20 protein-coding genes and 1 pseudogene are annotated in these 25833 nt (G+C 61.4%); 6 read left to right on the top strand and 15 right to left on the bottom strand.

Annotation, left to right across the window (positions count from 1 at the left end):
- Nucleotides 1–111 precede the first annotated feature (111 nt).
- The 3 genes from FS665_RS22415 (at nt 112) to FS665_RS22405 (ending at nt 3465) form a co-directional block, all read left to right on the top strand.
- The gene (locus FS665_RS22415; protein ID WP_145193433.1) at nt 112–1041 is read left to right on the top strand and encodes a polyprenyl synthetase family protein; all 930 of its coding nucleotides are present in this window, start codon (nt 112–114) and stop codon (nt 1039–1041) included.
- 96 nt (nt 1042–1137) lie between these two features.
- Nucleotides 1138–1986 carry a helix-turn-helix transcriptional regulator gene (locus FS665_RS22410; protein ID WP_145193431.1) on the top strand — a complete coding sequence of 283 codons (849 nt, stop codon included), beginning with the start codon at nt 1138–1140 and terminating at the stop codon, nt 1984–1986.
- Nucleotides 1987–2070: 84 nt separating this feature from the next.
- Nucleotides 2071–3465, top strand: coding sequence for an aspartate aminotransferase family protein (locus tag FS665_RS22405; RefSeq protein ID WP_145193429.1), 1395 nt, complete (start codon nt 2071–2073; stop codon nt 3463–3465).
- A gap of 49 nt (nt 3466–3514) precedes the next feature.
- Here FS665_RS22405 and FS665_RS22400 read toward each other — a convergent pair whose 3' ends face one another.
- From FS665_RS22400 to FS665_RS22390, 3 genes are all read right to left on the bottom strand, one after another.
- Nucleotides 3515–5515 (bottom strand): U32 family peptidase, encoded by a 2001-nt coding sequence (locus FS665_RS22400; protein ID WP_145193427.1) that lies wholly within the window; start codon nt 5513–5515, stop codon nt 3515–3517.
- Between the two features lie 112 nt (nt 5516–5627).
- Nucleotides 5628–7760: a TonB-dependent receptor gene (locus FS665_RS22395; RefSeq protein WP_145193425.1), complete on the bottom strand. Its 2133-nt coding sequence runs from the start codon at nt 7758–7760 to the stop codon at nt 5628–5630.
- A gap of 70 nt (nt 7761–7830) precedes the next feature.
- Nucleotides 7831–8205, bottom strand: coding sequence for a RidA family protein (locus FS665_RS22390; protein ID WP_145193424.1), 375 nt, complete (start codon nt 8203–8205; stop codon nt 7831–7833).
- Between the two features lie 146 nt (nt 8206–8351).
- Here FS665_RS22390 and FS665_RS22385 point away from each other — a divergent pair, with 146 nt between their 5' ends.
- On the top strand, nt 8352–9047 hold the full coding sequence (locus tag FS665_RS22385; protein ID WP_145193422.1) for a tRNA (adenine(22)-N(1))-methyltransferase TrmK: 696 nt from the start codon (nt 8352–8354) through the stop codon (nt 9045–9047).
- Nucleotides 9048–9123: 76 nt separating this feature from the next.
- Nucleotides 9124–10065 carry a LysR family transcriptional regulator gene (locus tag FS665_RS22380; protein WP_145193420.1) on the top strand — a complete coding sequence of 314 codons (942 nt, stop codon included), beginning with the start codon at nt 9124–9126 and terminating at the stop codon, nt 10063–10065.
- A 77-nt stretch (nt 10066–10142) separates the two neighbouring features.
- Here FS665_RS22380 and FS665_RS22375 read toward each other — a convergent pair whose 3' ends face one another.
- From FS665_RS22375 to FS665_RS22355, 5 genes are all read right to left on the bottom strand, one after another.
- Nucleotides 10143–10445, bottom strand: coding sequence for a hypothetical protein (locus FS665_RS22375; RefSeq protein WP_145193418.1), 303 nt, complete (start codon nt 10443–10445; stop codon nt 10143–10145).
- 755 nt (nt 10446–11200) lie between these two features.
- Complete coding sequence (locus tag FS665_RS22370) at nt 11201–12496, bottom strand: MFS transporter (protein WP_145193416.1); 1296 nt, start codon at nt 12494–12496, stop codon at nt 11201–11203.
- 333 nt (nt 12497–12829) lie between these two features.
- Nucleotides 12830–13462 (bottom strand): hypothetical protein, encoded by a 633-nt coding sequence (locus tag FS665_RS22365; protein WP_145193414.1) that lies wholly within the window; start codon nt 13460–13462, stop codon nt 12830–12832.
- A 111-nt stretch (nt 13463–13573) separates the two neighbouring features.
- Nucleotides 13574–14716, bottom strand: coding sequence for an HlyD family secretion protein (locus tag FS665_RS22360; RefSeq protein WP_145193412.1), 1143 nt, complete (start codon nt 14714–14716; stop codon nt 13574–13576).
- Nucleotides 14713–16362 carry an MFS transporter gene (locus FS665_RS22355; protein WP_145193410.1) on the bottom strand — a complete coding sequence of 550 codons (1650 nt, stop codon included), beginning with the start codon at nt 16360–16362 and terminating at the stop codon, nt 14713–14715. The genes FS665_RS22360 and FS665_RS22355 overlap by 4 nt, the downstream gene beginning before the upstream one ends.
- Before the next feature lie 316 nt (nt 16363–16678).
- Between FS665_RS22355 and FS665_RS22350 the strand changes: the two genes are divergently transcribed.
- Complete coding sequence (locus FS665_RS22350) at nt 16679–17368, top strand: RHS repeat-associated core domain-containing protein (RefSeq protein WP_371921316.1); 690 nt, start codon at nt 16679–16681, stop codon at nt 17366–17368.
- A 138-nt stretch (nt 17369–17506) separates the two neighbouring features.
- Here FS665_RS22350 and uvrA read toward each other — a convergent pair whose 3' ends face one another.
- From uvrA to FS665_RS22320, 7 genes and pseudogenes are all read right to left on the bottom strand, one after another.
- The gene (uvrA, locus tag FS665_RS22345; RefSeq protein ID WP_145193407.1) at nt 17507–20020 is read right to left on the bottom strand and encodes an excinuclease ABC subunit UvrA; all 2514 of its coding nucleotides are present in this window, start codon (nt 20018–20020) and stop codon (nt 17507–17509) included.
- Nucleotides 20021–20261: 241 nt separating this feature from the next.
- Complete coding sequence (locus FS665_RS22340; RefSeq protein WP_145193405.1) at nt 20262–21134, bottom strand: T6SS immunity protein Tli4 family protein; 873 nt, start codon at nt 21132–21134, stop codon at nt 20262–20264.
- A gap of 439 nt (nt 21135–21573) precedes the next feature.
- A complete protein-coding gene (locus FS665_RS22335; RefSeq protein ID WP_256675133.1) occupies nt 21574–22431 on the bottom strand; it encodes a hypothetical protein in 858 nt (285 codons plus the stop codon).
- Nucleotides 22424–22690 carry a DUF2515 family protein gene (locus FS665_RS24035; protein WP_371921315.1) on the bottom strand — a complete coding sequence of 89 codons (267 nt, stop codon included), beginning with the start codon at nt 22688–22690 and terminating at the stop codon, nt 22424–22426. Before FS665_RS24035 ends, FS665_RS22335 begins: the two co-directional genes overlap by 8 nt.
- 376 nt (nt 22691–23066) lie before the next feature.
- A pseudogene (locus tag FS665_RS22330) lies at nt 23067–23576 on the bottom strand (type VI secretion system Vgr family protein); the annotation flags it as partial.
- A gap of 9 nt (nt 23577–23585) precedes the next feature.
- Nucleotides 23586–24383: a hypothetical protein gene (locus FS665_RS22325; RefSeq protein ID WP_256675132.1), complete on the bottom strand. Its 798-nt coding sequence runs from the start codon at nt 24381–24383 to the stop codon at nt 23586–23588.
- A gap of 383 nt (nt 24384–24766) precedes the next feature.
- On the bottom strand, nt 24767–25645 hold the full coding sequence (locus FS665_RS22320; protein WP_145193402.1) for a T6SS immunity protein Tli4 family protein: 879 nt from the start codon (nt 25643–25645) through the stop codon (nt 24767–24769).
- Nucleotides 25646–25833 lie beyond the last annotated feature (188 nt).

The following is a 25833-nucleotide window of genomic DNA, read 5'->3' as shown; positions in this document are numbered from 1 at the left end:
CAGGCCGTTTCGTATAGCTAAGCTGAAAAACGATAAAGCATCAGGCAACGGCGCTCGTCAGTCGTTCCTTTCACCTGCGGCCTGCTGGCCGCGCCAACCGAAGAGGCAAGGATGACGATTTCCGCCCACGTGCCAAACACCGTCGATGCCGACCCGCTTGACGCCCTAGCCCTGTTGCATGGCGCCATCGAAGCGCGCCTGGCAGCGCTGCTGCCAGTGGCAGGGCACGAGCGTGACCTGGTGGCTGCGGCCATGCGCGACTGTACCTTGGCCCCAGGCAAGCGCCTGCGTCCCTTGCTGCTGGTGCTTACCGCCCAGGGCCTGGGTGGCTGCCCACAGGCGGCCCTTGAGTTGGGCTGCGCGGTGGAGATGGTGCATGCGGCCTCACTGGTGCTCGATGACTTGCCGTGCATGGACGACGCCACCCTGCGCCGTGGCCGCGCCACGTTGCACCTGGCCTTCGGTGAAGACGTGGCGGTGCTGGCGGCCATCGCCCTGCTGACCCGCGCCTTTGGCGTGGTGGCGGGCCTCGAGGGAGTGCCGGCGCAGGTGCGCACGGACCTGGTCTGCACGCTGTCGGCGGCCATCGGCAGCGAGGGGCTGGTCAAAGGGCAATTGCAGGACCTGCGTGAAGGCGGGCGACCACGTACCGCCGAGCAGATTGCCGAGACCAACCAGCTCAAGACCGGCGCGCTGTTCAGCGCCTTGCTGAGCATGGCCGCACGGCTAGCCAACGCCGGCCCTGGCGTGCACGGGCCGCTGGGCTCGCTGGCCGAAGAGCTGGGGCAGGCGTTTCAGCTCTACGATGACCTGCGCGATGCCGACCCCTCCTGCGGCAAGGACGTCGACCAGGACCAAGGCAAGTCGACCTTGCTGGCGTTGTATGGCGAGGCGCAGGTGCTTGAGCGTCTGCAGTTTCACCTGCTGCGCGTCGAGCAGCACCTGGCTCAGGCGTCACTGGCCGAATCAGGCGTCAACCTGCTGATCCGCAAGGTGTTTGCCTGTGCCGAATCCAACGGCCGGGTGCAGTTGCGCAAATAGCTGAGCAGGGCAGCGCTCACCCTGAAGGGTGATGGCTGGCGTCGTTGCCGCGTGCAAGAATCGTTGCCATGAGAGCCCTCGCATGGGATGACGACGATGAGCAAAGACCGGCTACGATCGCCTGACTGGTACACGCACCTGGCGCGGGTGGTCGATGCCCAGGGCACTGCGGCTTTCGTCGAGGCGCTGTTCGCCGCGCTCAAGCTCATCGCCCCTTGCCAAGCCATCACGGTCTTTCTCTACCCGCGCAAAGGCTTGCCCTCGGCCCTGTTCGAAAAGGATGACGAAGGCCCCTGGCTTCCCGAAGGCAACATCCACAAATACCTCGAAGGCTACTACCTGCTGTGTCCGTTCTATCGCGCCTGCATGGACGACATCGCCCCCGGCTGCTATCGCCTGAGCGATGTCGCCCCTGACCATTTCAAGCGCAGCGAGTATTACCTGGCGTTCTACCAGCATGCTCACCTGGAAGACGAACTCAATTTCATCGTCCCGCTCAACCCGCAGCTGACCATTGCCGTGGCCCTGGCCAGTACCCAGCGCCTGGACCGCCAGCACGTCAACGACCTCAAGTGCGTGGCACCCTGGGTGGTTGCCAGTGTGCGACGCCAGTGGGGGCACCTGGACGGCGAGGCCCTGGGCGGACGTTTCGAAAGCGCCTTGGGCCGGCAGATTCATGCGGCGCTCAACAACTTTGGCTCCTCGTTGCTGACCGACCGCGAATGCCGCATTGCCCAGTTCCTGCTGCGCGGCCATTCCACTCGCTCGCTGGCCGAGCGCCTGGGTATCAGCGAGGACACGGTCAAGACCCACCGCAAGAACCTCTACACCAAGCTCGATATCGCCAAGCAGTCCGAGCTGTTCTCGCTGTTCATCGACTCCCTGGCCCAAGCCCAGGAAGGCCTGAGCAAGGACCCACTGGAAAGCTACTTGCGAAGGCGCTGAACGCGCCGCTCACTCCGACCCGTTTCAACTGTCAGCGGCCTGGCAGGGGCCTCCTGCACGCCGCGTTTTACCTGGAGAACGACAATGAACGCACCGCTCCACGCCCAGCTTCAAGCCCAACGTGACACACGCGACTACCAGGCCAGCGATGCCGCGCACCATATTCACGCTTTTCTCGACCAGAAGGCTCTGAACGCCGAAGGCCCACGGGTGATCGTCGGCGGTGAGCGCCTGCACCTGTGGGACAGCGACGGCAAGCGCTACCTGGACGGCATGTCGGGCCTTTGGTGCACCCAGCTCGGCTATGGCCGCAAGGACCTCACCGCAGCCGCCGCCGCGCAGATGGAGCGACTGGCGTACTACAACATGTTCTTCCACACCACCCACCCGGCAGTGATCGAGCTCTCCGAGCTGCTGTTCAGCCTGTTGCCCGGGCACTATAGCCACGCGATCTACACCAACTCGGGTTCCGAGGCCAACGAGGTGCTGATCCGGACCGTGCGCCGGTACTGGCAGGTGGTGGGGCAACCAAGCAAGAAGATCAAGATTGGCCGCTGGAACGGCTATCACGGCTCGACCCTGGCCGCGACTGCCCTGGGCGGGATGAAATTCATGCACGAAATGGGCGGGCTGATCCCGGATGTGGCGCACATCGATGAACCTTATTGGTACGCCGCCGGCGGTGAACTGTCCCCGGCCGAATTCGGCCGGCGCTGCGCTTTGCAGCTGGAGGACAAGATCCTCGAACTGGGCGCCGAAAACGTCGCCGGGTTCATCGCCGAGCCGTTCCAGGGCGCGGGGGGCATGATCTTCCCGCCGGAAAGCTACTGGCCGGAAATCCAGCGCATTTGCCGCCAGTACGACGTGCTGCTGTGCGCCGACGAGGTGATTGGCGGCTTCGGTCGCACCGGCGAATGGTTCGCCCATGAGTACTTTGGCTTCGAGCCTGACACCCTGTCGATCGCCAAGGGCCTGACCTCCGGTTACGTGCCCATGGGCGGTCTGGTGCTGAGCAAGCGCATTGCCGAGGCCCTGGTCGAGCGCGGCGGTGTATTCGCCCACGGCCTGACCTACTCCGGGCACCCAGTAGCGGCGGCGGTGGCCATCGCTAACCTCAAGGCCTTGCGCGACGAAGACATCGTGCGCCAGGTCAAGGACGACACAGGTCCCTACTTGCAGCGCATCCTGCGCGAGGTGTTCAGCAACCACCCGCTGATCGGCCAGGTGCAGGGCGCGGGGCTGGTCGCGGCGCTGCAGTTCACCGAGGACAAGGCCAGCCGCAAGCGCTATGCCAATGAGAACGACCTGGCCTGGCAGTGTCGCACCTACGGTTTCGAGGAGGGCGTGATCATTCGCTCGACGTTAGGCCGGATGATCATGGCGCCGGCGCTGGTGGCCAATCATGCCGAGCTGGACGAACTGGTAGAAAAGACCCGGCGCGCGGTGGACCGCACGGCGCGCGGCTTGGGCGTGCTCTGAACAGCAAAAGGGCCGCAATGCGGCCCTTTCGTTTGGCGACGATCAACCGTCAGTGTGGCGCACGGGGGATGGTCTTGAGCAGGTCTTCGGGACTGATGTGCCCGACCACCTGGGCCACCGCACTGCCAGGCGTCGGCAGGTCGATGATGTGGCTCTTCATCTTGCCAATGATGTGCATCTCGCACGGTTTGCAGTCGAATTTCAGGGTCAGCACTTCGTCGCCCTGAATCAGCTGCATGGGCGCTACCTTGGTGCGCACACCGGTCACGCCCTTGGCCTGCTTGGGGCAGAGGTTGAACGAGAAACGCAGGCAATGCTTGGTGATCATCACCGGCACCTCGCCGTGCTCCTCGTGCGCCTCGTACGCGGCGTCGATCAGTTGCACTCCGTGGCGGTGGTAGAAATCCCGAGCCTTCTGGTTGTACACGTTGGCCAGGAACGACAGGTGCGATTCCGGGTAGACCGGCGGCGGCGTGGTTTCGGCCTTGCGGCTACCACGTGGATGCGCCTTGATGCGCGCAGCGGTCAGCGCTTCGATGGCCTCGCGGCGCAGGGCCTTGAGCTGCGAGTTGGGGATGAAGAACGCCTGCGGGGCATCCAGCTCGATGCGCTCGGCGTGGTACAGCGTGGTGCCCAGCTGGCCGAGCAGGTCGTGCAATTGCTCCATGGCTTGCTGCGGCTTGTTGGCGACGCCGAACGGGCCGTCCAGGGCCACCTGCACGCTGACGCCTTCTTCACTGGTCACGCTGAGCATCAGGCGTTGTTCGCGCAGCGCCGCGTGCCAGTGCACGCCCACCCGGCGTTCGGCCGAGGTGCGCTGCAGGGCCTGCTGCCAGTTGTGATCGAGGTTGCGCGACAGCGGATGATTGGGCCGCAGCTTGTGCAGGCCGTCGGGCATCTCGTTGGGCTCGACCCGGTAGCGGTAGCGTTTCTGGCCGTCTTCTTCGAACTCACCGCGCGGCTCGGCGATGTTGGCACGGAAACCCACCACTTCACGCTTGACCAGCACATTGAGGCCATCGCCATTGGACAGCGGCACTTCGGTGACCACCTGCAGATCGCGCTTACCGACTTTCTCGACCACGCCCACGGCAAGGCCGGTGAAGGTCGGCGAGTCGAAGGCGCCGATATCGACCTTGCGGTCGGTGACGAAGTAATCGGTGCTGCCGCGGTGGAAGGTCTTGTCCGGGTCCGGCAGGAAGAAGTGCGCGGTACGCCCGCTGGAGGCACGCGCCAGCTCTGGACGACCTTCGAGGATGGCGTCGAGCTCCTTGCGGTAGTGGGCGGTGATGTTCTTCACATAGCCCATGTCCTTGTAGCGACCCTCGATCTTGAACGAGCGCACACCGGCATCGACCAGGTCGGCCAGGTTGGCGGTCTGGTTGTTGTCTTTCATCGACAGCAGGTGTTTCTCAAAGGCAACTACCCGGCCCTGATCGTCCTTGAGGGTGTAGGGCAGGCGGCAGGCCTGGGAACAGTCACCCCGGTTGGCGCTGCGCCCGGTCTGGGCATGGGAGATGTTGCACTGGCCGGAGAAGGCCACGCACAACGCGCCATGGATGAAGAACTCGATGGCCGCGTCGGTGTGTTCGGCGATGCGGCGGATTTCCTGCAGGTTCAACTCGCGGGCCAGCACCAGCTGGGAGAACCCGGCCTGGTCGAGGAACTTGGCCCGCTCCAGAGTGCGAATGTCGGTCTGGGTGCTGGCGTGCAGCTCGATGGGTGGGATATCCAGCTCCATCACCCCCAGGTCCTGGACGATCAGCGCATCGACGCCAGCATCGTAAAGCTGGTGGATCAGCTTGCGGGCGGGCTCCAGCTCGTTGTCGTGCAGGATGGTGTTGATGGTGGTGAACACCCGCGCGTGGTAGCGACGGGCGAACTCGACCAGCTCGGCGATCTCGCCGACCTCGTTGCAGGCATTGTGCCGCGCCCCGAAACTCGGGCCGCCGATGTAGATGGCGTCGGCACCGTGCAGGATCGCTTCGCGGGCGATGGCCACGTCACGGGCAGGGCTGAGCAGTTCCAGGTGATTCTTTGGAAGGGACATGTCGTTATAGATTCGGGCTGTCACGGGTTAGGGCGGCATTGTAACGGCGAAATGCCCGGCTGGCACCTTTGGGTGCCCAGAGGTGCCAGCGGGGCTAGATGCCGGGTCGTACTCAGAACTGATAGGCCAAGCCAGCACCCGCATACCACGACCTACCTGGCGCCGCCTCGTAGTAGCGGCCATTGCCGTCGCCGACGATTACCGAGCCTACGTACTGGCGGTCCAGCAGGTTGTCCAGGCGCACCAACTGGTGGAAGGTCCACGGCCCCAGGTGCTGTTCGAAGCGGGTGCGCCAGTTGAACACCGCATAGCTGGGGGCGGCGTGCTGGTCGTTGCTGTCCTCGACGTATACCTTGCTGCGGTATTGCCCTTCGATGCCCATGCTGATGCCATCCCGCGGTTTCCATACCAGCTCGCCGAACAGGCTGCTGCGCGGTACGCCCGGTAACTGGTTGCCTTTGTCGATGGTGCTGGAGCCTTGGCTGAAGGCCTCGTCGTAGGTGGCATCGAGCAGGGTATAGGCCAGGTTCGCCTGCCACTGCGCAGCGAGCTCGCGCTGCACGCTCAGCTCGAAGCCTCGGCGCAGGGTCTTGCCGGCGTTGCGGTAGCTGGTGCGGCCATCGGTGGAGGCAGCCACGACGATCTCGTCCTTGGTGCGGATCTCGAACAGCGCCGCGTTGATGCGCGTGCGCTGATCCGGGCGCCACTTCACGCCCAGCTCGTATTGCGTGCTGGTGGCCGGCTCCAGGTTGAAATTGAAGCCCTCCAATGCGCCCGGGGCGTAGGCCATCTCCGCCTGGGTAGGGGTCTCGAACGCCTTGCCTGCACTGATGTAGCCGTGCAGGTCGGGAGTGAAGGCATACATCACCGACAGGGTCGGTGTGGTGCGCTGGTACTTCTTCGAACCACTGGCATCGCCGTTGGCCAGGAAGTGATCGTCGACCTGCAGCTGCATGCTGCTGTGGCGCAGCCCTGCGTCCACGGTCCAGCGCTCCAGCTCCCAATGTGCCTGGACATAGGGGTCGAGGCTGGTGGCGGTGTCTTTCTCGTCGCGGCGTAGCTCGCCCTTGACCCCCAGGGTGTCGCCGCTGAAGTTCTGGAAGCCACGGCGGTCGTCACGGCTGCGGTCGTAGTCGGCGCCGAAGGTCAGGGTCAGGTTGCCGGGTGCGGCTGTGATCGGCTGGATCCAGCGCAGGGTGCCGCCGTGGAATTCGCGGTCGAAGTCGACCACGCCGCCGCCGCGCTCATTTCCGGGGTTTGGTCTGGTTACACCATTTGAGGTTGTAATGGTGCTTGGAATCGACAGGTACTGAATGACGCTGCGTTTGCCGGCATACAGGTTGAACTGCAAGGTCGCATCGCCAAAGAAGCGTTCATAGTTCATGCCCACCTGCTGATGGTGGATGCTCTTGCGCGTGTTGTACTCCTCGGCGCGCGCGGCCACCGAGCGGGGATCGTCCTTGTAGCCGGCCCAGGTCTGGCCGAGCGGGTCCTGCGTGCCGTTTTGTTCCAAGGTGCTGAAGATCAACGCCAGGCGGCTGTCGGCGTCGGGCTTGACGTGCACCTTGGCGAAGGTCTGGTCGCGCCGCGCCGCGCTGTGGTCACGGTAGCCGTCGGTGTCCATGCGCGAGGCATCGACCAGGAAGCCGGCTTGCTCGCTGCCGCCCTCGCTGTAGACATGGTTCTTGTTGAAGCCGTCGCTGCCGAACGTGGTTTCGGCACCGACCTTGGGCGGCCCGGCGCCATCGCGGGAAAACATCTGGATGACCCCGCCGGCATTGCTGCCATAGATGGCCGAGGCGGGGCCGCGCAGGACCTCGATGCGATCGGCCACATCGAGGTTCAGCGAAGCCGCCTGGCCCTGGCCATCCGGCGTGCTGGCCGGGATGCCATCGCTGATCAGCTTGATGCCGCGGATACCGAAGGCCGAACGCGCACCATAGCCGCGCGAGGAGATTTGCAGGTCCTGGGCGTAGTTCTGGCGGTTTTGCACCACCAGGCCCGGAACACGGTTCAAGGCTTCCGACAGGTTGACGCCCAGTTGCCCATCGCCAATCTGGCTGCGCTCGACGGTATCGATAGAGTAGGGCAGGTCGAAGCTTGGGTTCGGCGCATAGGTGCCGGTCACCACCACCGGCTCCAGCAGGTTGAAGGTGGCGGCGGGTTCAGCCAGTGCGTGCGGGCACAAGCCCAGGCTGGGCAGCAAGGCGATCAGCGCTTTGCGGCGAAAAGGGGGGTAAGACATGCAGCTTCCTGCTCGAGGATGAAAAAGGCCGGCGCCGCGACGCGGGCCGGCTGTGCCAGGCATTCGCAGTTTAGCCCTTGGCGGCCATGGCGGTGACTTCGACACGCATGTCCGGGTAAGCCAGCGCCGCGACGCCGACCGCCGCGCGTACCGGCCAGGGCTTGCTGAAGAAGCGCTGGTAGACCTCGTTGAAGGCGGCGCGGTCGGCCATGTCGGTCAGGTAGATAGTCAGGTGCATGACCTTGTCCATGCCGCTGCCGGCCTTTTCCAGTGCGGTTTTCAGCGCCTGCAGGGTCAGCTCGCTCTGCGCCTGGATGCTGCCCAGCACCAGGTTGCCATCGGCATCGGTCGGGATCTGGGTGGTGACCAGGATGCCGTTGAATTCGGCGACGTCCGAGGAAATCGCCTCGGCGTCGGTGTCGGGGGTATAGATGATGCTTGCCATGGGCTTTGCCTTGCTACGGAAGAAAGTGGCAAGCCTACGCGAGCAGGGCCACAGGGTCGAGTCGCAGGCCCAGCGAGCGCGTGCGCATTGTAATGCCACGCGGTGACCGTCAGAATCGCCGCCGATTGTCGAGCAAGGGGCTGGAGTTGAACCAACACACATTATCGCAGCGCCTGGAGCGGGTGGCCGCGCAGGTGCCGCAAGGGGCACGCCTGGCCGACATCGGCTCGGACCACGGCTACCTGCCGGTAGCGCTGGCGCTGCGCGGTGTCGTCGCCGCAGCAGTGGCCGGTGAGGTCGCCGATACACCGTTTGCCTCAGCGCAGCGCAACGTGCGCCGCAATGGCGTGGAGCATCGGGTCACCGTGCGCAAGGCCGACGGCCTCGATGCGCTCGAGGCCAGCGACGGCATCACCGCCATCAGCCTGTGCGGCATGGGTGGCAAGACCCTGTGCGAGATCCTCGAGCGCGGCAAGCACCGCCTCGACGGCCAGCAGCGCCTGATCATGCAGCCCAATGGCGACGAGCGCGAGCTGCGTACCTGGCTGATGAACAACGGCTACCGCATCGTTCATGAGGAATTGCTGCGGGAAAACCGTTTCGACTACGAGATCATCGTTGCCGAGCCGGACTCTAGCGTGAGCTACAGCGCACAGGAGCTGTATTTCGGCCCTGTGCTGATGCGTGAAAAAAGCCCGGCCTTCATCGGCAAATGGCAACGCATGTTGCGCCAGAAGCAGCAGAGCCTGGCCAACTTCGCCCGTGCTCGCGATGCCGTCGACCCCGAGAAGCAGCGCGCCTTTGCCTGCCAGGTTGAGTGGATCAACGAGGTATTGGCTTAATTCACAGGCCGTAGGGCACCTAGCGTGATAGATTCCTACATCGAATGTAAGAATAGTCGCTCAAGGAGCCTGCTCGATGGACATGCTGCACGCCATGCGTACGTTTACCAGGGTGGTGGAGTGCGGCAGTTTCGCCGCCGCTGCCAATGCCTTGGATATCTCTGCTGCGCAGGTGTCGCGGATTGTCGCCGAGCTGGAAAACCGCTTGCAGACCCGTCTGCTGCACCGCACCACTCGGCGCCTGCGCATGAGCGAGGCCGGCGAGCGGTTCCTGGAACGCGCGCGGCAGATTCTGGCGTTGACCGATGAGGCCATGGACGAAGCGCGCGGCGCCCACCTCAACCCACGCGGGCGCCTGCGCCTGCACTGCCCGCATGGGCTGGGCATGCTGCTGATGCCGCTGGTGGCTGGCTACAATGCGCTGTGTCCAGAGGTGGTGATCGAGCTGACCCTGTCTCAGCGCAATCCAGACCCGCTGGCCGAGGGGCACGATGTAGTGATTACCGTGGACGAGGCTTTGCCAGACTCCCAACTGATCGCCGTGCCATTGGGCACCATCTTCAGCATCCCCTGCGCAGCGCCCAGCTATCTGGAAGCGCACGGCATACCTCGCCAGCCACATGACTTGCTCGAGCATCGCTGCCTGCGTATGGCGTACCCGATGCATGAGGGTGAATGGGTGTTTCAACAAGGGCAGGACGACTGCGTGATTGCGCCGCGTGACAGCTTCCAGACCAATGTGGCTGACGCCATGCTGGTGGCCAGCGAACTGGGCATGGGGATTGGCTTGTTGCCGTTCTATACCGCTAGCCAGGCGATAGAACAAGGCAGGCTACGTCGAGTGTTGGCGCCGTACCGACTACGGCAGAGCGCATTGTATGCGATCTATCCGTCGCGGCATTACCTCGACGCTAAGGTCAGAACCTGGATCGACTACCTCAAGGAGCAATTGCCGGCCTTGTTCGAGCGGCATGCGCAGGTGGTGGATGATCAGCGGTATTGGTCGAGTGCTGGGTGATAGGCAGCGCTCTGTGGAAGCGACCCGACAGGGCCGTTCCACAGAGGGGCTGGATTGTGCAGAGGGTTGTAAGTAGCTCAGCGGCTATCTTGGTCTTCAGCGGTACCGCCGGTGTGCCCTGCGCCCGAGCCGGTCGCTTCGCCCGTGCTGTTCGAGCCACCCGCTGCGCCATCGGCCGCGTCGGTATTGCTGCCGGTGTCGGCGCTGTCGTTGTCCTTGGTGCCGCCTGGGGTATTCACGCTGCTGCCTTCACCGGCGGTCTTACCGCCGTGTTGGTCGGTTTTCGGATGGGTATCGGTATTGGTGGCGGTAGCAGCATAGCTGGCGGTAGAGGCAACCCCCAGGGCGAGGGCGAGCATCAGTGCGTTAATGCGGGTCATGGCAATCTCCTGGGTGGATAAGCTGTCAGTCGTTTGGCTTCCCGGGGGAGGCCAAGTGCCACTGGCCCGACAGACGGTTAGGGGAGGGCGTTGGGGTGCACGTCTTGGGTGGCATGGTGATGCGCAGAGCGAGCGCCGCCCGCGCGGCGCATCGCGAGCTGCGCTCGCTCCTACTTCGGGCCCGCCACAGGCGTCATTGGCTAAAAAACAAACCGTAGGAGCGAGCGCAGCTCGCGATTCGCCGCACCGCGGCGCTCGATTATTTCACCTGTCCCTGTACGGCAGTTGCTTCACCCTCAGTCTCCAGCGGCGGATGCTCCTGAAGCAACCGTACCAGCGAGCGCCGCCCGCGCGGCGCATCGCGAGCTGCGCTCGCTCCTACGTCTGTTTCGGGCCCACCACAGGCGTCATTGGCTAAAAAACAAACCGTAGGAGCGAGCGCAGCTCGCGATTCGCCGCACCGCCGCGCTCGATTATTGCACCTGCCCCTGTACGGCAGCTGCTTCACCCTCAGTCTCCAGCGACGGATGCTCCTGAAACAACCGTACCAGCGAGCGCCGCCCGCGCGGCGCATCGCGAGCTGCGCTCGCTCCTACGTCTGTTTCGGGCCAATCATTCCTGGGGATTTGCGCGCGCTTGCCACAGGCGTCATTGGCTAAAAAAACAAACCGTAGGAGCGAGCGAAGCTCGCGATTCGCCGCGCAGCGGCGCTCGATCCCACAGGCGCAAAAAAGGCCGCTAGGCGGCCTCTTCTTCTATTTCACCTGCCCCTGTACGGCGGCTGCTTCGCCCTCAGGCTCCAGCGGCGGATGCTCCTGCGCGGCATGCATCAGGTCTTCGGTCACGCGCAATTCCGCGCCAGTAGGCGAGAACGTGGTCGAGGCAGTGAACGGCGCAGGATGCTCGGCGGCCGGGCGCTTGCCGCGGCGCCACATGAAGAAGCACACCATGCCCAGGTTGACCACAGCGAAAGCCCAGAACAAGCCGACCTCGCCAAAGCGGGTCATGGCCGGGGAAATGGCCAGCGGCGCCATTGCCGAACCCAGCGAGTTGATCAACAACAGCCCTTGGATCATCGGCACCAAGGCATCGGAAGGCGCGCGGTCGGCGGCATGGCTGACCGCTACCGGATACAGCGCGAACACGCCGCCACCGAGCAGGAACAGCATGGCTGGCAGCAGCGCCGAATCCGAAGGCAGGAACACCGTCACCAACGACAACACCAGGCACAGCGCGGCCAAGGCGATCAGTACATCCTGGCGATCCTTGCGGTCCGACCATCGCCCCACCGGGTATTGCAGCAGCATGGCGCCGAGGATGACCCACGCCATCATGTTGCCCACTTCGCCCACGTCCAGGCCAATGCGCTGCAGGTACAGCGGCAGCAACGCGTAGATGCCGGCGATCACCACGCCCGAGCCGAAGCAGCCAACCAAGCCTGAAGGCGCGACGCCGAGCAACTGCCGAGGCTTGAGCGGTTCGACCTGATCGAGCAGCGGCGACACGCGTGGCAGGATCACGATTGGCAACACCGACAGCGCCGCCAGCATGCCCGCGAGCATGAACGGGGCGCTGTCGCCCAGGCGGGTGATCTCGCCAAGGCCGGCCTGGGCGATCACCCCAGCGCCGTAGAAGGCGATCATGTACAGCGCCAGCAGCCGCCCGCGAATCTTTGCGTCGCCTGCCAGCAGCAGCCAGCTTTCGATCACCAGGAACACGCCCACCGCCGCCCAGCCGTTGATCAGGCGCAGCACCGACCACCAGGTGACGTCGTAGAACAGCCCCTGCAGCAGGATGGTGGCGGCGATCAAGGCCGCGAAGCTGGTGTAGGCGCGGATATGGCCGATGCGCAGAATCAGCCGGTCGTTGAAGATCGCGCCCAGGGTCAGGCCGATGAAATAAGTCGATGAAACGATACCGATGGTCGTTGCCGATTCACCGGCAGCGTCCAGGCGCAGGGTCGTCAGGGAAGACATGAAGCCGTTGCCCAAGGCAATGATGAACAGCCCGAGCAGGGGCGCCAGCGCCATGGCCAGCAAACGCGGAGACATACGTACCTCAAGTAGGAGTGGCGGTCGGAAAACGCCTCTTCGGACGCGCACGCCGAACCGACCCAAACGAGGGCCAGAAAAGCTGCACGGGTGTGCCTGGGCTGGATGCGACCTGGGCAAGACTCAACCGCTGGGCCTCTGGGGAGATGGGCCGGGCGGGGTCGGTTGAGCCTATTTCACATGAACGCCATGTGGTCAGGCCTGGACTGTGTCGTTGCTGCCGGTTGCCACCGTTCAAGGCGACGGGCGAAAAGGATCCGCGATTCTACGGGTTCGCAGTGCTTTTCCCAAGAGGTCAGGCCCTGCGACGAGACGTCGCAGGGCGCTGGGCCATTACTGTTTGAACAGGCGCTCGTGCACCCAGCCGCTGTCGGTCAGGACCATCACCTGTTGCTCGCGCGCAGGTGTCTCGGCGGTGGCCACGGCCTCGCCCAGGTCGCGGATGCTGTCCTTGACCTCAGCATTAGCGGCCCACTCTGGCAAGCCAGTGACTTTGTAGGCGTAGGTCACCTCGGAAATGGTGTGGCCCATCATCGGGGCCGGCTCGCTGTATTGTTCGATGGACGTCACCTCAGCCTTGCCGAAGCACAGGCCACCGAGGGTCTTGCCGCTCATCATCTTGCGCGCATTGGCCTGGTACAGCGGGCGCCCGGCATCGGTCAGGTCGTAGGCGTAGTAGACGTCGGTGCGGGCCGGCTGCCACAGGCGGTCCGGCACTTCGACCCGTTTGATCTCGCGCTCGCTGACCACCCCGACCTTGGCCAGCGCATGCAGGGCCTTGTTGGTGCCGGAGATGTCGAAGTCCTGGGTCTGCGTCGGGAAATCGCTGATCACGTAACAGCGCGGGTACTGAGTGTCGAGGTAGGCCTGGGCGGCTTTCTGGAAATTGGCCTTGCTGGCGTCTTGGCTATCCGAGCAGCCGGCGAGGGTGGCCAGCAGCGCCATGGGGGCGATCTTCCTGAACATGAGCAAACGTCCTTGTGTGACGAAAAAACGACTGGGCCGGCATTAAAACCCACGGTCCAGAGCGGCGCAACCATGGCCACGGCGCAACTGGACCCGGTTCACACAGCGCCGTCAGTGATGCCCGGCAGGCTCGCGGGTATCGATACTGACCACCACCGACATGCCTGGCCGCAGGCGCGCAGCCGCAGGCTGATCGGCATCGACGGTAATGCGCACCGGGATGCGCTGGGCGATCTTGACGAAGTTGCCGGTGGCGTTGTCGGCCTGCAGCAGGGCAAATTCCGACCCAGTGGCCGGGGCGATCTGCTGTACGTGGCCATACAGCTTGAGGTGGTTGAGGGCATCCACGGTGAAGCTCACCGGCTGGCCGATACGCACCTCGGCCATCTGCGTCTCTTTCATGTTGGCGATCACCCACAAGGTGTCGGGCACCAACGCCATCAGTTGCGCACCGGAGTTGACGTAGGCGCCCAGGCGCGTGCCGATCTGCCCCAACTGGCCATCGCGCGGCGCGGTGACCCGTGTGTTGTCAAGGTCGATACGGGCCAACTGCACGGCCGCCTTGGCGTTTTCCACCGAGGCCTGCAGCGAGGCGCGGTTGACCACCACTGTTTCGCGATCCTGGCGGGCGATTTCCAGTGCCGCCTTAGCCTGGGCGAGGCTGGCAACGGCCGCAGCCGCATTGGCCTTGGCCAGGTCCAGGGCGCTGCGCGATACCGAGCCATCACTGACCAACGCTTGGTTGCGACGCAGGTCCGCCTGGGCCTTGGCCGACTGCGCCGCAGCATCGGCGATCGCTGCCTGGCGCTGGGCGATGGTGGCCTCGGCGCTGATCCGCTGTTGCTGGTTGTTGGCCAGTGCCGCCTGTTGCTGTTCGAGTTGGGCGATGGCCTGGGCCAGGCGTTGCTTGTAGATGCGATCGTCCAGCTGCACCAGCAGGTCGCCAGCCTTGACGAACTGAAAATCCTGCACCGGTACCGCGACGATATAGCCGCTCAACTGCGGCCCGATGATCGTCACCTGGCCGCGCACCATGGCATTTTCCGTGGTTTCCACCGCGCTGCTGAACGGCGGCAGGTTCCAGGCGTAGAGCACCACCAGGATGCCGGCCAGGGCGACGCCGGCAAAGCTGATCGAGGACAGCATGCGCACACGCCGGCTGCGCCCCGACGGCGCTGGCTCACTGGGCGGTGCACTGCCTTCAGGGGTTTCGGCGAGGGCGGTGGTGGTAGTGCTGCGGGTCGGTTCGGTCATCGGCTGGCGGTACCGCTGGTAATGTCGGATGAAGCCGCCTGGCGGGCGCTGTACCACAGCCAGGAGCCGCGAATGGTAATCCAGATCATGGTCAATACGGCAATGCTGCCGATCAGCATGAACACATCGTTGTAGGCCATGACGTTGGCCTCACGGGTGGCAGCGCTGGCCAGCGCGCGCAGCCCAGCCTCGTGGCGCAGGGCAGGGTCGGCGATCACCCCTGCATAGCCCGCGCCGCCGCCCTGCACGCGAGCCTGGACCAGGGGCTCGACCAGGCTCAGGTGATCCATCAGGTGGCTGGAGTGAAATTTCTCGCGCCAGGTCTGGAAGGTGCCTAGCAGCGCCGCGCCGGCCAGCCCGCCGAGGTTATTGCAGATACCGAACAGCACCGAGAAGCTCACCAGGTTGCGCGGGTTGGCGCGGACATGGCTGATCCCTAGCGCCATCGACGGGCCGAGAAAGAAGGTGCTGCCGAACGCCAGCAGAAACTGGCTCACGTACATCTGCGCCGGGCGCGTGAGGTTGCTCGAACTGCTGTCCATGAACGCCCCGGTGGCCATCGCCAGCAGCGAAATGAACAGCGGAATCACCAGATGCTTGGGATCGATGGTCAACGCGCTACTGGCAAGGCCGGCGACCGCGCCCAGCAACATCACCGCGTACAGCGAGCGCATCTGCTCGCTGCTCATGTTCAACATCTGCAGGAAGCCCACTGCGCCGGTGGACTGCTCGGAGGTAACCATGCGAATCAGGATCACGCACAGGCCCAAACGGATGATCGCGCCGCTGCCCAGCCAGCGCGTCATCAGCAGCGGGTTCTGACGATTGTGCTCGATGGCCAGGCCGCTGAGGATCAGCCCGATCGAGCCGGCCAAGGCCATGCCGATCCACGGCGCCTCCAGCCACCAGTCGATACGCCCCAGCGACAGCGCGGCGCAGAGCAGGGCAGTGCCGCTGGCCATCAGCGTGAAGGTGAGAAAATCCAGTGGCTCGAAGGTCTTGAAGCGATCCCCGGGAGGCAGCTTGAGCAGCAACACGCAGCCCAGCGCGGTCAGCGCCAGGCCCAGCTCGAACAGGTACAAGCCGCGCCACTCGGCGATTTGCAGCAGGTCTTCGGAAAAAATTCGTGCCAGCGGCAAGGCCAGTTGCGACGCGCCCAGGCCCAGCACCATGGCCTTGAGCCGCCAGCGTTCAGGGAACGCCTGGATCATGTAATACAGGCCCAATGAGCTCAGCGCCGCGCCGACCATGCCGTGGGCTGCACGCACCGCCACGGCCGATTGCAGGTCGTTGACCAGCAGGTGGGCGAAGGTCACCAGCACATACAGCACCAGAAACACTTCGGTGAACGCGCGCAGGCCAAATTGCTGACGAAACTTCACCAGCAGCAGGTTCATCGACACGTTGGTCATCACGTACGCAGCGGGCAACCAGGCCATCTCGGCGCTGGTTGCGCCCAATGCCCCTTGCAGAAACACCAGGTTGGCCGTCACCAGCGCGTTGCCCAGCCCACCGGTGATCGCCACCAGCAAGCCGACCACGCCAAACGCCACGCGCTTGGCCGGGCTGTGCAGGGGCGTGGAGGGCGAGCCGGGGAGGCTGGGCTTCTCGTGCGGGAGCCACTGGCGCGGGGTGTATTTGTTCATGGGGCTGACTGTATCACTGCCTTGCGCGTTTTTTGTAGAAGCCGAGGCGCCGGACCCCTCTCAAGCGCCCGGCCATGCGTGGCAGTGCTCCAATGCCTGTCATTTTTGCTAGTTTCGACGGGGAATAGCACCGGCTTATCTTGGGCGCAGAGCGCACATCATTGGTGGAAGGGATTGGGGATGGCACATGAGGCACGACCTTTCACTGATCAAGCACGGCAGATGATGCCAGACGTACGAGGCCGCCATTGAACTATTGGTGATTGCAGGCAGGGGTATGCCTGTCAGGGCTTATACACCCTACGGCGCCCATCGCGTGGATCAGGGTGTATTTCTGGCGTTCGCGGGTGAGCGCCTGGACCCGCATCTAGGGCTTTACTTGCTGGGTAATGGCGCTCGCGGCTATAGCCCGCAACTCATGCGCATGATCATGCCGGACGCCTTCAGCCCCTTCGATGCTGGGGGAAGAAACGCCTACGCTTACTGCGCGGGCGATCCCGTAAACCATGTGGATCGCACGGGACACCGGGCGGAACTAGTGAACTGGACCGGCGGACTGGCCAGGAAGTCGGTGGGGCCCTTGTACTCGATCGATGGAGCGACCCGGCGGGTGGTTCAGCGCTCCGTTGCGCGGATACAGGGTCAAAGCCCGCCGCCTTCACCCGGCATCAAGGATCGTCTGCTCGATACGGTTATTTTTTATAGCGGTGCGCTCTTGGCGGCTACGGACATCCCTGGCGCGCTGCTGTTAGACGGTGATCTCGATCCTGTCACGAACCTGGCCATTACTGCAGGGGTTAGTGCGCACATCACGAGGGTACTTACGTCCCTGAAGTCAACCGTTGACACAGCGCGCGCTCATGAACTCCCTTTGATCAAGGTGGCCATGGAAGCGACATTGGATTTAACTGGCGTCAACTGGATGCTGGGTCGAGACGGGACAGTTACACCAACGAACCGAGTGATGAATGCCGTGGCGACTTTGCGAAACACCGTGAGACAGTGAATAGCCCAGGGCGAGCAGGGCGGCAGTTGGCTGACCTGACCTCACCAACAGCAGATTCACCGACACGTGGGTCATCGTCCAGGTGCCGAGGCGTTGACCTGGGCCGGGTGATTCGATCGACACCCGGCCCGTGAGCGGCTACAGCGCCCGGGCCAGAAACGCCGCGGTGCGGCTGTCACTGCACTGCGCCACATCCTGCGGGGTGCCGCTGGCCACCACCCGGCCACCGGCATCCCCGGCGCCTGGGCCTATGTCGATCACCCAGTCGCTTTGCGCCACCACGCGCATGTCGTGCTCGACCACCACCACGCTGTGCCCGGCATCCACCAGGCGGTTGAGCTGCACCAGCAGGCGGTCGATGTCCTGCGGGTGCAGGCCGTTGGTCGGCTCATCCAGCACGTACAACGTGGCACCCCGCGCCACCCGTTGCAGTTCGCTCGCCAGCTTGATGCGCTGGGCTTCGCCGCCGGACAATTCGGTCGCCGGCTGGCCGAGGCGCAGGTAGCCCAGGCCGATGTCCTGCAGCACCTGTAGACAACGGCGCGGCGCCGCTTGCTCGGCGAACGCCGCAAGCGCCTGGTCAACGGTCATCTGCAGCACCTCGGCGATGGTCATGCCCTGCCAGGTAACGGCCAGGGTTTCAGGGTTGTAGCGTGCGCCATGGCAGACCGGGCACGGCGCATAGACGCTCGGCATGAACAGCAGCTCGACGCTGACGAAGCCTTCGCCCTCGCAGTTCTCGCAGCGCCCCTTGGCCACGTTGAAGGAAAAACGCCCCGCATCGAATCCGCGTGCCTTGGCCTGCTCGGTGGCCGCGAACAGCTTGCGCACATGATCGAACAGGCCGGTGTAGGTGGCCAGGTTCGAGCGTGGCGTGCGGCCGATGGGTTTCTGATCGACCTGCACCAGGCGCTTGATGCCCTCCAGCCCAGCCGCGACCCGGCCGCCGCTGCGTTGCTCGGGTTCGTCCTCGAGGCTTTGCGCTTCGCCATCGTCGGCCTGCGTGGTGTGGCCGAGGTGCGCGCCGACCAGCTCGAGCAGGGCTTGGCTGACCAGGCTCGACTTGCCCGAGCCGGACACCCCGGTCACCGAGGTGAAGCAGCCGAGGGCGAAGCGTGCTTCGAGGTTGTCGAGGTTGTTCCGGGTAATCCCTTCCAGCACCAACCAATCGCTGGGCTGGCGCGGCGTACGCACGTTGCGCTGCGGTTCGGCGAACAGGTAGGCAGCGGTGCGCGAGGTCGCCACCTCGGCCAACCCGGCTGGTGGCCCGCTGTACAGTACTCGACCGCCATGCTCGCCAGCTGCGGGGCCGACATCCACCAGCCAGTCGGCGCGGCGCATGGGGTCCAGGTCGTGCTCGACCACGTACACCGAGTTGCCCGCCTGCTTGAGCCGTTGCAGGGCATCGAACAAGGCTTCGCTGTCAGCGGGGTGCAGGCCAGCCGATGGCTCGTCGAGGACATAGATCACCCCGAACAGCTGCGAATTGAGCTGAGTCGCCAGGCGCAAGCGCTGCAGCTCGCCGAACGACAGGGTCGGCGTGCTGCGCTCCAGGGCCAGGTAGCCCAGGCCCAGGTCGATCAGCGTGTCGATGCGCTCGAGCAACTCGTTGGCGATGCGTTGCGCGGCCAGGCGCTTTTCCACGCTCAGGGTGTCCTCCTGCTGCTCCAGGTAGCCCGGCGCTGCGACCTGACGCAGCACCTCGGCCAGGGTCTGCAGCGGCAGGCGAGACAGCTCGCCGATATCGCGCCCGGCGAAGGTCACCTCAAGCGCCGCACGCTTGAGCCGTTTGCCCTCGCACGCCGGGCACGGGCTGGGGCGCATGTACTGCGCCACACGCTTGCGCATCTGCGCGCTTTGCGAATGCATGAAAGTGTGCAGCACATAGCGCCGGGCGCCGCTGAAGGTGCCTTGATAGCTGGGTTCCAGCTTGCGCTTGAGCGCACTGCGCGTTTGCGCAGGCGTCAGGCCGGCATACACCGGCACCGTGGGGGTGTCTTCGGTGAACAGAATCCAGTCGCGTTGTTCTTGCGGCAGCTCCTGCCAGGGCACGTCCACGTCATAGCCCAAGGTCACCAGAATGTCGCGCAGGTTCTGCCCCTGCCAGGCCATCGGCCAGGCGGCGACGGCGCGCTCGCGAATGCTCAGGGTAGGGTCAGGCACCATGGTCGCTTCGCTGACTTCATACACTCGACCCAGGCCATGACACTCCGGGCACGCGCCCTGTGGCGTGTTAGGGGAGAAGTCTTCGGCATACAGCATCGGCTGCCCTGCCGGGTAATTGCCCGCACGGGAGTAGAGCATGCGAATCGAGCTGGACAGGGTGGTGACACTGCCCACCGATGAGCGTGCACTGGGTGTGCCGCGTTGCTGTTGCAGAGCGACCGCCGGCGGCAGGCCTTCGATGGCATCGACGTCCGGCACGCCGACCTGATCGATCAGGCGCCGCGCGTACGGCGCGACCGATTCGAAATAGCGGCGCTGGGCTTCGGCGTAGAGGGTGGAGAACGCCAGGGACGACTTGCCTGAGCCAGACACGCCAGTGAACACCACCAGCGCATCGCGTGGAATGTCGACGTCGACATTCATGAGGTTGTGCTCGCGGGCGCCACGTACGCGGATGAAGCCGGAAGGGGTGAAGGGGCTTGGCATGGCGCGGTCCTTGGCGGTGATGGGAATGGAAAAAGACGGGCTTGGCCGGCCAGGAGCGATTCTGAATCCAGGCAATTACCAGACTGCATGAGCGAGTGCGGGTTCCGGGTGGTGGCTATCGGGCGGGACTGGGGTGCGCAGGGATTGAGGTACGTACCTTCAGCTATCACGGTTTTTGCAAGCTTTTAGGTATCACCCACCCGCAACGCACCAAACCAAGAGAGTCATCCTTGCAACATGGCTATCGCAGAATGAGGGAGTTGAGCGCGTCATCCCAGATTTTCATGAAGTGCTCCTCGCGGACTGAAGCATCCCCCTCTCGATCAGGGAATCCAGCCGGATTTTTCGGCGGCTGCTCAGTCGTGTAGCTGTAATCCAGATCTAAACGAAGCTCAGGCTTGTCAGCGTTATCCGGTTCTCCTGGAGAAAACCAAACGGCGTTGACTTCAGTCAGATAGCCCTCACCGGATTTTTCTGTGCTTGCTTCGATAATCTCTTCACCCGGCAGATGGTTGACCATCCGCTTGTTATTACGATAGGTGCGGTGGTGGAACTCTGATTTCACCATCCATGCAGCCGCGTTGCTCGGTAGCCGGCTGCCTTTGCCTCGTTCTGATAGCAATGGGGCAGCGACACCGCCGTACTGCTTGGATGTAAACTTAGCCCTCAGGTTGGGATGTGCTGCGAAATTAAAGTCGACGTAAACACCTTCATTGCCGGTTCGGTAGGGCAGGCAGCCATCTGCGTAACAGAGGTCTTGTCGAGTCCCCGTGCCGTTGAGCGGTATCAAGCCAACAATCTCCCTGATGTGCTTGTCTCGGTTGAGTGTACTGTCGTTGCCGAGTACAAACATCATCTTGTTGAACCATTGGTACGCCAGGGTGGAGTAAACGACTTTGTTGATTGGCTCGCCATCGAGTCCTTCACCGGTAATCCGTGTGTGGTCGTAATTGAAGATGATAGCCTTGTTTTGCACTTGTTCTTGTGTCGCTTTATGCTCAGCATTGTCGAGATTTCGCCCTTCGATACGCGTCCAACTTTTTTGAGCTTCTCGCTCGACACGGGACTTGCTGAAGCGCGGGGTGATAGCTACAGGCACGCCGTTCAACTCCATGAAAGCGCCAGCGAACACAGCGTCGCTCGGCAAATCCATGGTGAACCGACCCACTCGTACCGTTTTGGTAGAGTGTTTTGTTGAGTCGACTGCTGTTGTGACTCGTTGTGCAGCAGGTGTTGTCGATGGACTAGCCGATAACGAACAGCTGATCACGAATAAGATTGCAGTTGTAGCTGTAGCACGAAACGTCAGCATAAGTTCTTGGCGTCCTTTGCGAGGCTGATAATCGAGCGCAGTAATGACACGGGTCGACTTGACGGAGCAAGGGTAGCTGCACCGGGTCGTACTCGGTGCCCTGCACCCGCACGCAGGACTTGCAGCAGATCGCTACCCAACAGGGTGGTCAGCTGAAGCAGGCGAACGCTTTGGGAAAGCCGGATGCCGTAGGTCAGGTCCATGACTAAGGGGGGCTCCTGAGTGGGGGCTGATCGGGTGGTTATTCCAGGGCCTTGATGGGCGGGTCCTGGTAGTCCTCATCGATGGCGATGCCCATTTTTTTCAGGCGTGCTTCGGTTTGGGCGCGTTCCTGGGCCATGCGTTTGAGTTCGGCAGGTACAAGAGCTTTCCAGTTTTCGCGGTCTTCGTCATCAACGAAGCCCTTGTAAAAATCGGCTTCACTCCGGAAGGTCAAGGTGAACAAGTAGGACCCTTTCTCTCTGGGCGCTTGCGCGTCGTTTTCACGCTGTACGGTTACTTTCAGGTATTCATTGTCTCTATACAAAAGCCAATTGCTGAACATTGGCATAGATAGCCACCCATTTTTATCCAGGCCAAGGGTGGGGTCTTGCCATGGGCCCGTTGCGACAGGAGTACCTAGGACTTCATCCACATCTTTGAACTTACTGCTTTCAGTGGCTGATATTCTCGCCTCGTTTGGATAGATATAGCGTTGCCATCCCGCCTTGCTGAGTTTATCTAGAAGCTCACTAAAATAATTCATGGCAAGTTCGTGCTCGCTATTTGGCGCTACGCCATTCAGCGTGACATACGAGTTTGAGAGCGTATCACTTTTGTAGGTCATTAATGCCGCGCTGATAACGTCGTCAAAAACCATAGCTTGATTTCTGCTTTCAACGGTCAATACGGCTTTGTTCGGGCTGGCTGAAGAGATGTCGAACTCAAAAAAGCAGATATCACTATTGCAGTCTTTAGACAGCGGTGCAGTCGATTTAGACAGCAGGGACTGGATAGATTCGTAAAAATTTATTTTGATTGTGGGTCTGTCGTTTTTCATTTCCGGGTTCTCACATCCAAACAGTGCTGCGAACAGCAAGATAATCACGGTTTTACGCATTTTCACTCCGAGAGGCAATGGTCCTTGTTGTGCTTTCCATGTGGGAGCTCTGGGGCTGCACAAGATTGTGGTACTTGTTTGCAATATTTCCAGTGAATTTCATTCTGTCCGTGACGTTATGCAACTTACCTTCAGCCATTACGATGTCGTATTGAGGGTCGTTCGTTTCGCAAGCCGTGCTGAATGCAGCGAGCCGACGAGGTACGCCGAAATGGCCTTCGACTAACGCCTGACTGTTGAGCAGCGTCTTGAAGACCAAATATCTTCGCCGGTAGTGTCTGCGGCAAAGGAAAAGCGTCCAAAATAAAAACGGTTGGTGGTGTCTTGCATATCGTTCGCTCCGCGTTTTAAACTAATTACTAGGCATAAAGATGCGGTCACCAACGAGATGAGCAGCCTAATTCTTTTCGTGGACTTTTTATATGGAAACATGTGCGGATATTCTCACGATGCTATAAAGAGTAGCGTACAGCGTTCTTCCATCCTTGTCATTATGAGTACTCTGGTGCTCATAGCCCTCTGTATAATTGTGCGCGCCTGTTCGGCATGCATCTGGATATCGGTCAGAATTAGCGCCATGCGCAAACTCACCTTTGACATTTGAGAAATTTCTGGAACTGGCTGAGGAGACATTAGGCAATCAGCAGAGGCTTCTGGTACCTCGGCGTCTCGCCGAGGCCGCCGCTACGGATGGCCCAGGCGGTGTCGCCGCCGTTGCGTTGCTGCTCGCTGGGGCCCTGGCTTGGGCTGCTGTTGTCGCTGCTGTAGGTGACATCGGCGTCGGCGTTGAGCTGGATCAGGCTGTCGAGGCCGGCTTGCAGGGCGTCGGCGTTGTGTTGCTTGGCCGTGTCGGAGAGGGTCTTGAGCCGCTGCTCGCTGTTCTGCAACTGCTGCTGGGCTTCGCTGATATCAAGCTGCGCGCCCTGGGCGTTGCTGCGTTTCCAGGTGCTCAGGTACAGGCCCTGCTGGGCGCGCAGGGCGCCGTAGGCGTCGGTGCGCAGCTCGAAGCCGGTGCCGCGCAGGGCGCCGCGGTGGTTGCCGCGCTGGTCGATCAGGTAGCTCAGCGGGCGGTCGGTGTCGTTGTCAAGGAAAGTGACCACCACTTCTTCACCGGCACGTGGCAAAGAGTCTCCTGAGGGGGGCTGATCGGGTGGTTATTCCAGAGCCTTAATGGGCGGGTCCTGGTAGTCCTCATCGATGGCGATGCCCATTTTTTTCAGGCATGCTTCGGTTTGGGCGCGTTCCTGGGCCATTCGTTTGAGCTCAGTGGGGAGGAGCTTTACCCAATCATCTTGATTCTCGTTTGGGACGAAGTTTTTGTAAAACTCGGCTTCCGTTTCGAAATGTAACGAAAAAAGATAAGAGCCAAGCTCTAAAGGTGCTTGGGGACTATTTTCGCGCTGTACACTAAGAAGCAAGTAGTTTCCACCCTTGGTGAAATGCCAAGTTTTAATCGGGGGCCTCGAAAGCCAATCGTCTTTACTTAACGGCAACGCGGGATCTCCCCAAGGACCGGTTCCGACGGGTATGCCAAGCACCTCGCCAAAGGTGTCGAATTTTCTTGCTTCAAATCCGGGTATTCTCGCTTCATTCGGAAATATATATCGCCGCCATCCGGCGGCTTTCAGCTTGGCCAGCGTACTAATGAAGTAGTCTAGTGAATTGGTGTGCTTGGAGTTGGACGGGAATGCAGCTATCCTGATGTTGGCTTTGTCAATGGACCCGGTTTTGTGTGTAATGAAGGCTGCACTGACAATGTCGTTTAAGATAAGTGGCTGCCTGCCCGGATCAATCGTTGCAGTGCCTTTGTTTTTGCTTTTGGATGAAGTACTGAATTCATAGAAGCATATTGTTGAATTGCAATCTTTGGTCAGCTTCATCGACGCTGTCGCCAGCATGCTGTCGATGCTGTCATTCAAGGTGAATGCTACGCTCGGCATATTCTGATTCATACTCGAGTCCCCACAGGCGGTTAAAAATAAAAAGAATGCTCCCCATATTTCTTTATGCATTGTCACACCGTGAGCTTATAGTCAAAATGCTAACTTCCATTAGCTTTTCATCCTTGAAATCATCTAATCGAAGGGGTCGTAAATAGCGCCCACCGTCATTACTACATCCCGTTCCGGATCCCCAGGTTCGCACTGTGTGCTCGAGGTCGCCAGGCGACGAGGTACACCAAACTTTCCTTTCATTTTGGCCTGGCCGTCTAACAGCAAATGGAGCCGGAGCGAAGGTGAATGCCATGAATATAAAATTGAAACTCTACGCCTAAATTATGCTGCGGGTGCGAAAAGACATATATTATAGTGCACGCCGCAGCTTAGTTGGCGAACTATATCCGCTGTAAGCTCTCTACCACATCATCCCAGAACTTGACAGCTTGTTCGTCGCTTTCAAATCCGGGGCCGCCATCAACTGTGCTAAGTTCAAGAACTGTATAAGGCTCTAGACTGAGTTCAGGGGTGCCTGGAAATTCCAGTCGGAAAGCATAAACGTTCCTCCCTTCAGTGGTGGTTTTTATTAATAGCTCCTCAAAATTCAATCCGGCAACTTTTCTTGCGCCTTTCCTGATGACGCTTGAGCTTGCTAGAAAATTTTTTAGAAGAGGCAAAGCGCCCGCCGACCGCTCCTTAAATCTAGTCAAAAGTCCGGGCTCGGGCTTTCCAATCACTTGCGTATCAAAAGTCAAGTGAATGCCCGGAACCGAGGATATCGGCAATCCGATTGAGACTTTCTCATCGAATTTGTCCATCGGCAAATCCATATATCCGACTTCTAGCGCAAAGGCGTGGCTCGGTGGCCGCTCCGAGGGATTCCGATGGTGGATAAGACTGTTCAGTTCTCTTGCCCTGGCGACTGCTTTATCAAAAGCGCTCACCGGTATGGACTCTACTGTTTGACGATAAAGTGTATTGTTTGTTGTTAAGTAGTAAATGTAAAAACTGTATCTATGCCCTTTGAATACTACAATTGCCCCTCCGCCGTCAAGCGGAAGTGTATGGTCGTATGCGTCGGTATGACCAGCATTGTGCTTGCGAGTTATTGTGGCGATTATTCCCGCAGTGCTTTTAGGTAGATCGCGCCTGCCATTTTGGCTGATGAGTTCAATTCTCTTCTTCACTACCTCATACGATGACCATATATCGCTTCCGTTGGTGGGAACCGAAAGAGAATAGCGCCCGAAGTAAAAGGTCTTTTTGTCAGTTGTCATATTTTTAGCTCCGGCTTCAGGCCCAGGTCCTAAGCAACAAAGTAATGTAAGGGCGGTGATAAATACCACGTTTCGGAGGTGTTGGTGATTGTTTGTGTTCTTGAAGAATGACATTCTGGGATACTCTTACAATGCTGTAAAGTTTGGCAAATAAAGCGCGACCCTTTTGTCGTTATAGGAACTTTGAT

Source organism: Pseudomonas sp. URMO17WK12:I11, assembly GCF_007677725.1.
In the GTDB taxonomy this organism is placed as follows: domain Bacteria; phylum Pseudomonadota; class Gammaproteobacteria; order Pseudomonadales; family Pseudomonadaceae; genus Aquipseudomonas.
This window is presented reverse-complemented; position numbering and strand designations above follow the sequence as displayed.

Bases quoted from the DNA above. Each gene is read 5' to 3' on its own strand.
- FS665_RS22410 (WP_145193431.1), top strand. From the start codon at position 1,138: ATGAGCAAAGACCGGCTACGATCGCCTGACTGGTACACGCACCTGGCG.
- FS665_RS22355 (WP_145193410.1), bottom strand. From the start codon at position 16,362: ATGAACAAATACACCCCGCGCCAGTGGCTCCCGCACGAGAAGCCCAGC.
- FS665_RS22415 (WP_145193433.1), top strand. From the start codon at position 112: ATGACGATTTCCGCCCACGTGCCAAACACCGTCGATGCCGACCCGCTT.
- FS665_RS22365 (WP_145193414.1), bottom strand. From the start codon at position 13,462: ATGTTCAGGAAGATCGCCCCCATGGCGCTGCTGGCCACCCTCGCCGGC.
- FS665_RS22390 (WP_145193424.1), bottom strand. From the start codon at position 8,205: ATGGCAAGCATCATCTATACCCCCGACACCGACGCCGAGGCGATTTCC.
- FS665_RS22360 (WP_145193412.1), bottom strand. From the start codon at position 14,716: ATGACCGAACCGACCCGCAGCACTACCACCACCGCCCTCGCCGAAACC.
- FS665_RS22405 (WP_145193429.1), top strand. From the start codon at position 2,071: ATGAACGCACCGCTCCACGCCCAGCTTCAAGCCCAACGTGACACACGC.
- FS665_RS22335 (WP_256675133.1), bottom strand. From the start codon at position 22,431: ATGCGTAAAACCGTGATTATCTTGCTGTTCGCAGCACTGTTTGGATGT.
- FS665_RS22400 (WP_145193427.1), bottom strand. From the start codon at position 5,515: ATGTCCCTTCCAAAGAATCACCTGGAACTGCTCAGCCCTGCCCGTGAC.
- FS665_RS22380 (WP_145193420.1), top strand. From the start codon at position 9,124: ATGGACATGCTGCACGCCATGCGTACGTTTACCAGGGTGGTGGAGTGC.
- FS665_RS22375 (WP_145193418.1), bottom strand. From the start codon at position 10,445: ATGACCCGCATTAACGCACTGATGCTCGCCCTCGCCCTGGGGGTTGCC.
- FS665_RS22370 (WP_145193416.1), bottom strand. From the start codon at position 12,496: ATGTCTCCGCGTTTGCTGGCCATGGCGCTGGCGCCCCTGCTCGGGCTG.
- FS665_RS22325 (WP_256675132.1), bottom strand. From the start codon at position 24,383: ATGAATCAGAATATGCCGAGCGTAGCATTCACCTTGAATGACAGCATC.
- FS665_RS22395 (WP_145193425.1), bottom strand. From the start codon at position 7,760: ATGTCTTACCCCCCTTTTCGCCGCAAAGCGCTGATCGCCTTGCTGCCC.
- FS665_RS22340 (WP_145193405.1), bottom strand. From the start codon at position 21,134: ATGGAGTTGAACGGCGTGCCTGTAGCTATCACCCCGCGCTTCAGCAAG.
- FS665_RS22320 (WP_145193402.1), bottom strand. From the start codon at position 25,645: ATGACAACTGACAAAAAGACCTTTTACTTCGGGCGCTATTCTCTTTCG.
- uvrA (WP_145193407.1), bottom strand. From the start codon at position 20,020: ATGCCAAGCCCCTTCACCCCTTCCGGCTTCATCCGCGTACGTGGCGCC.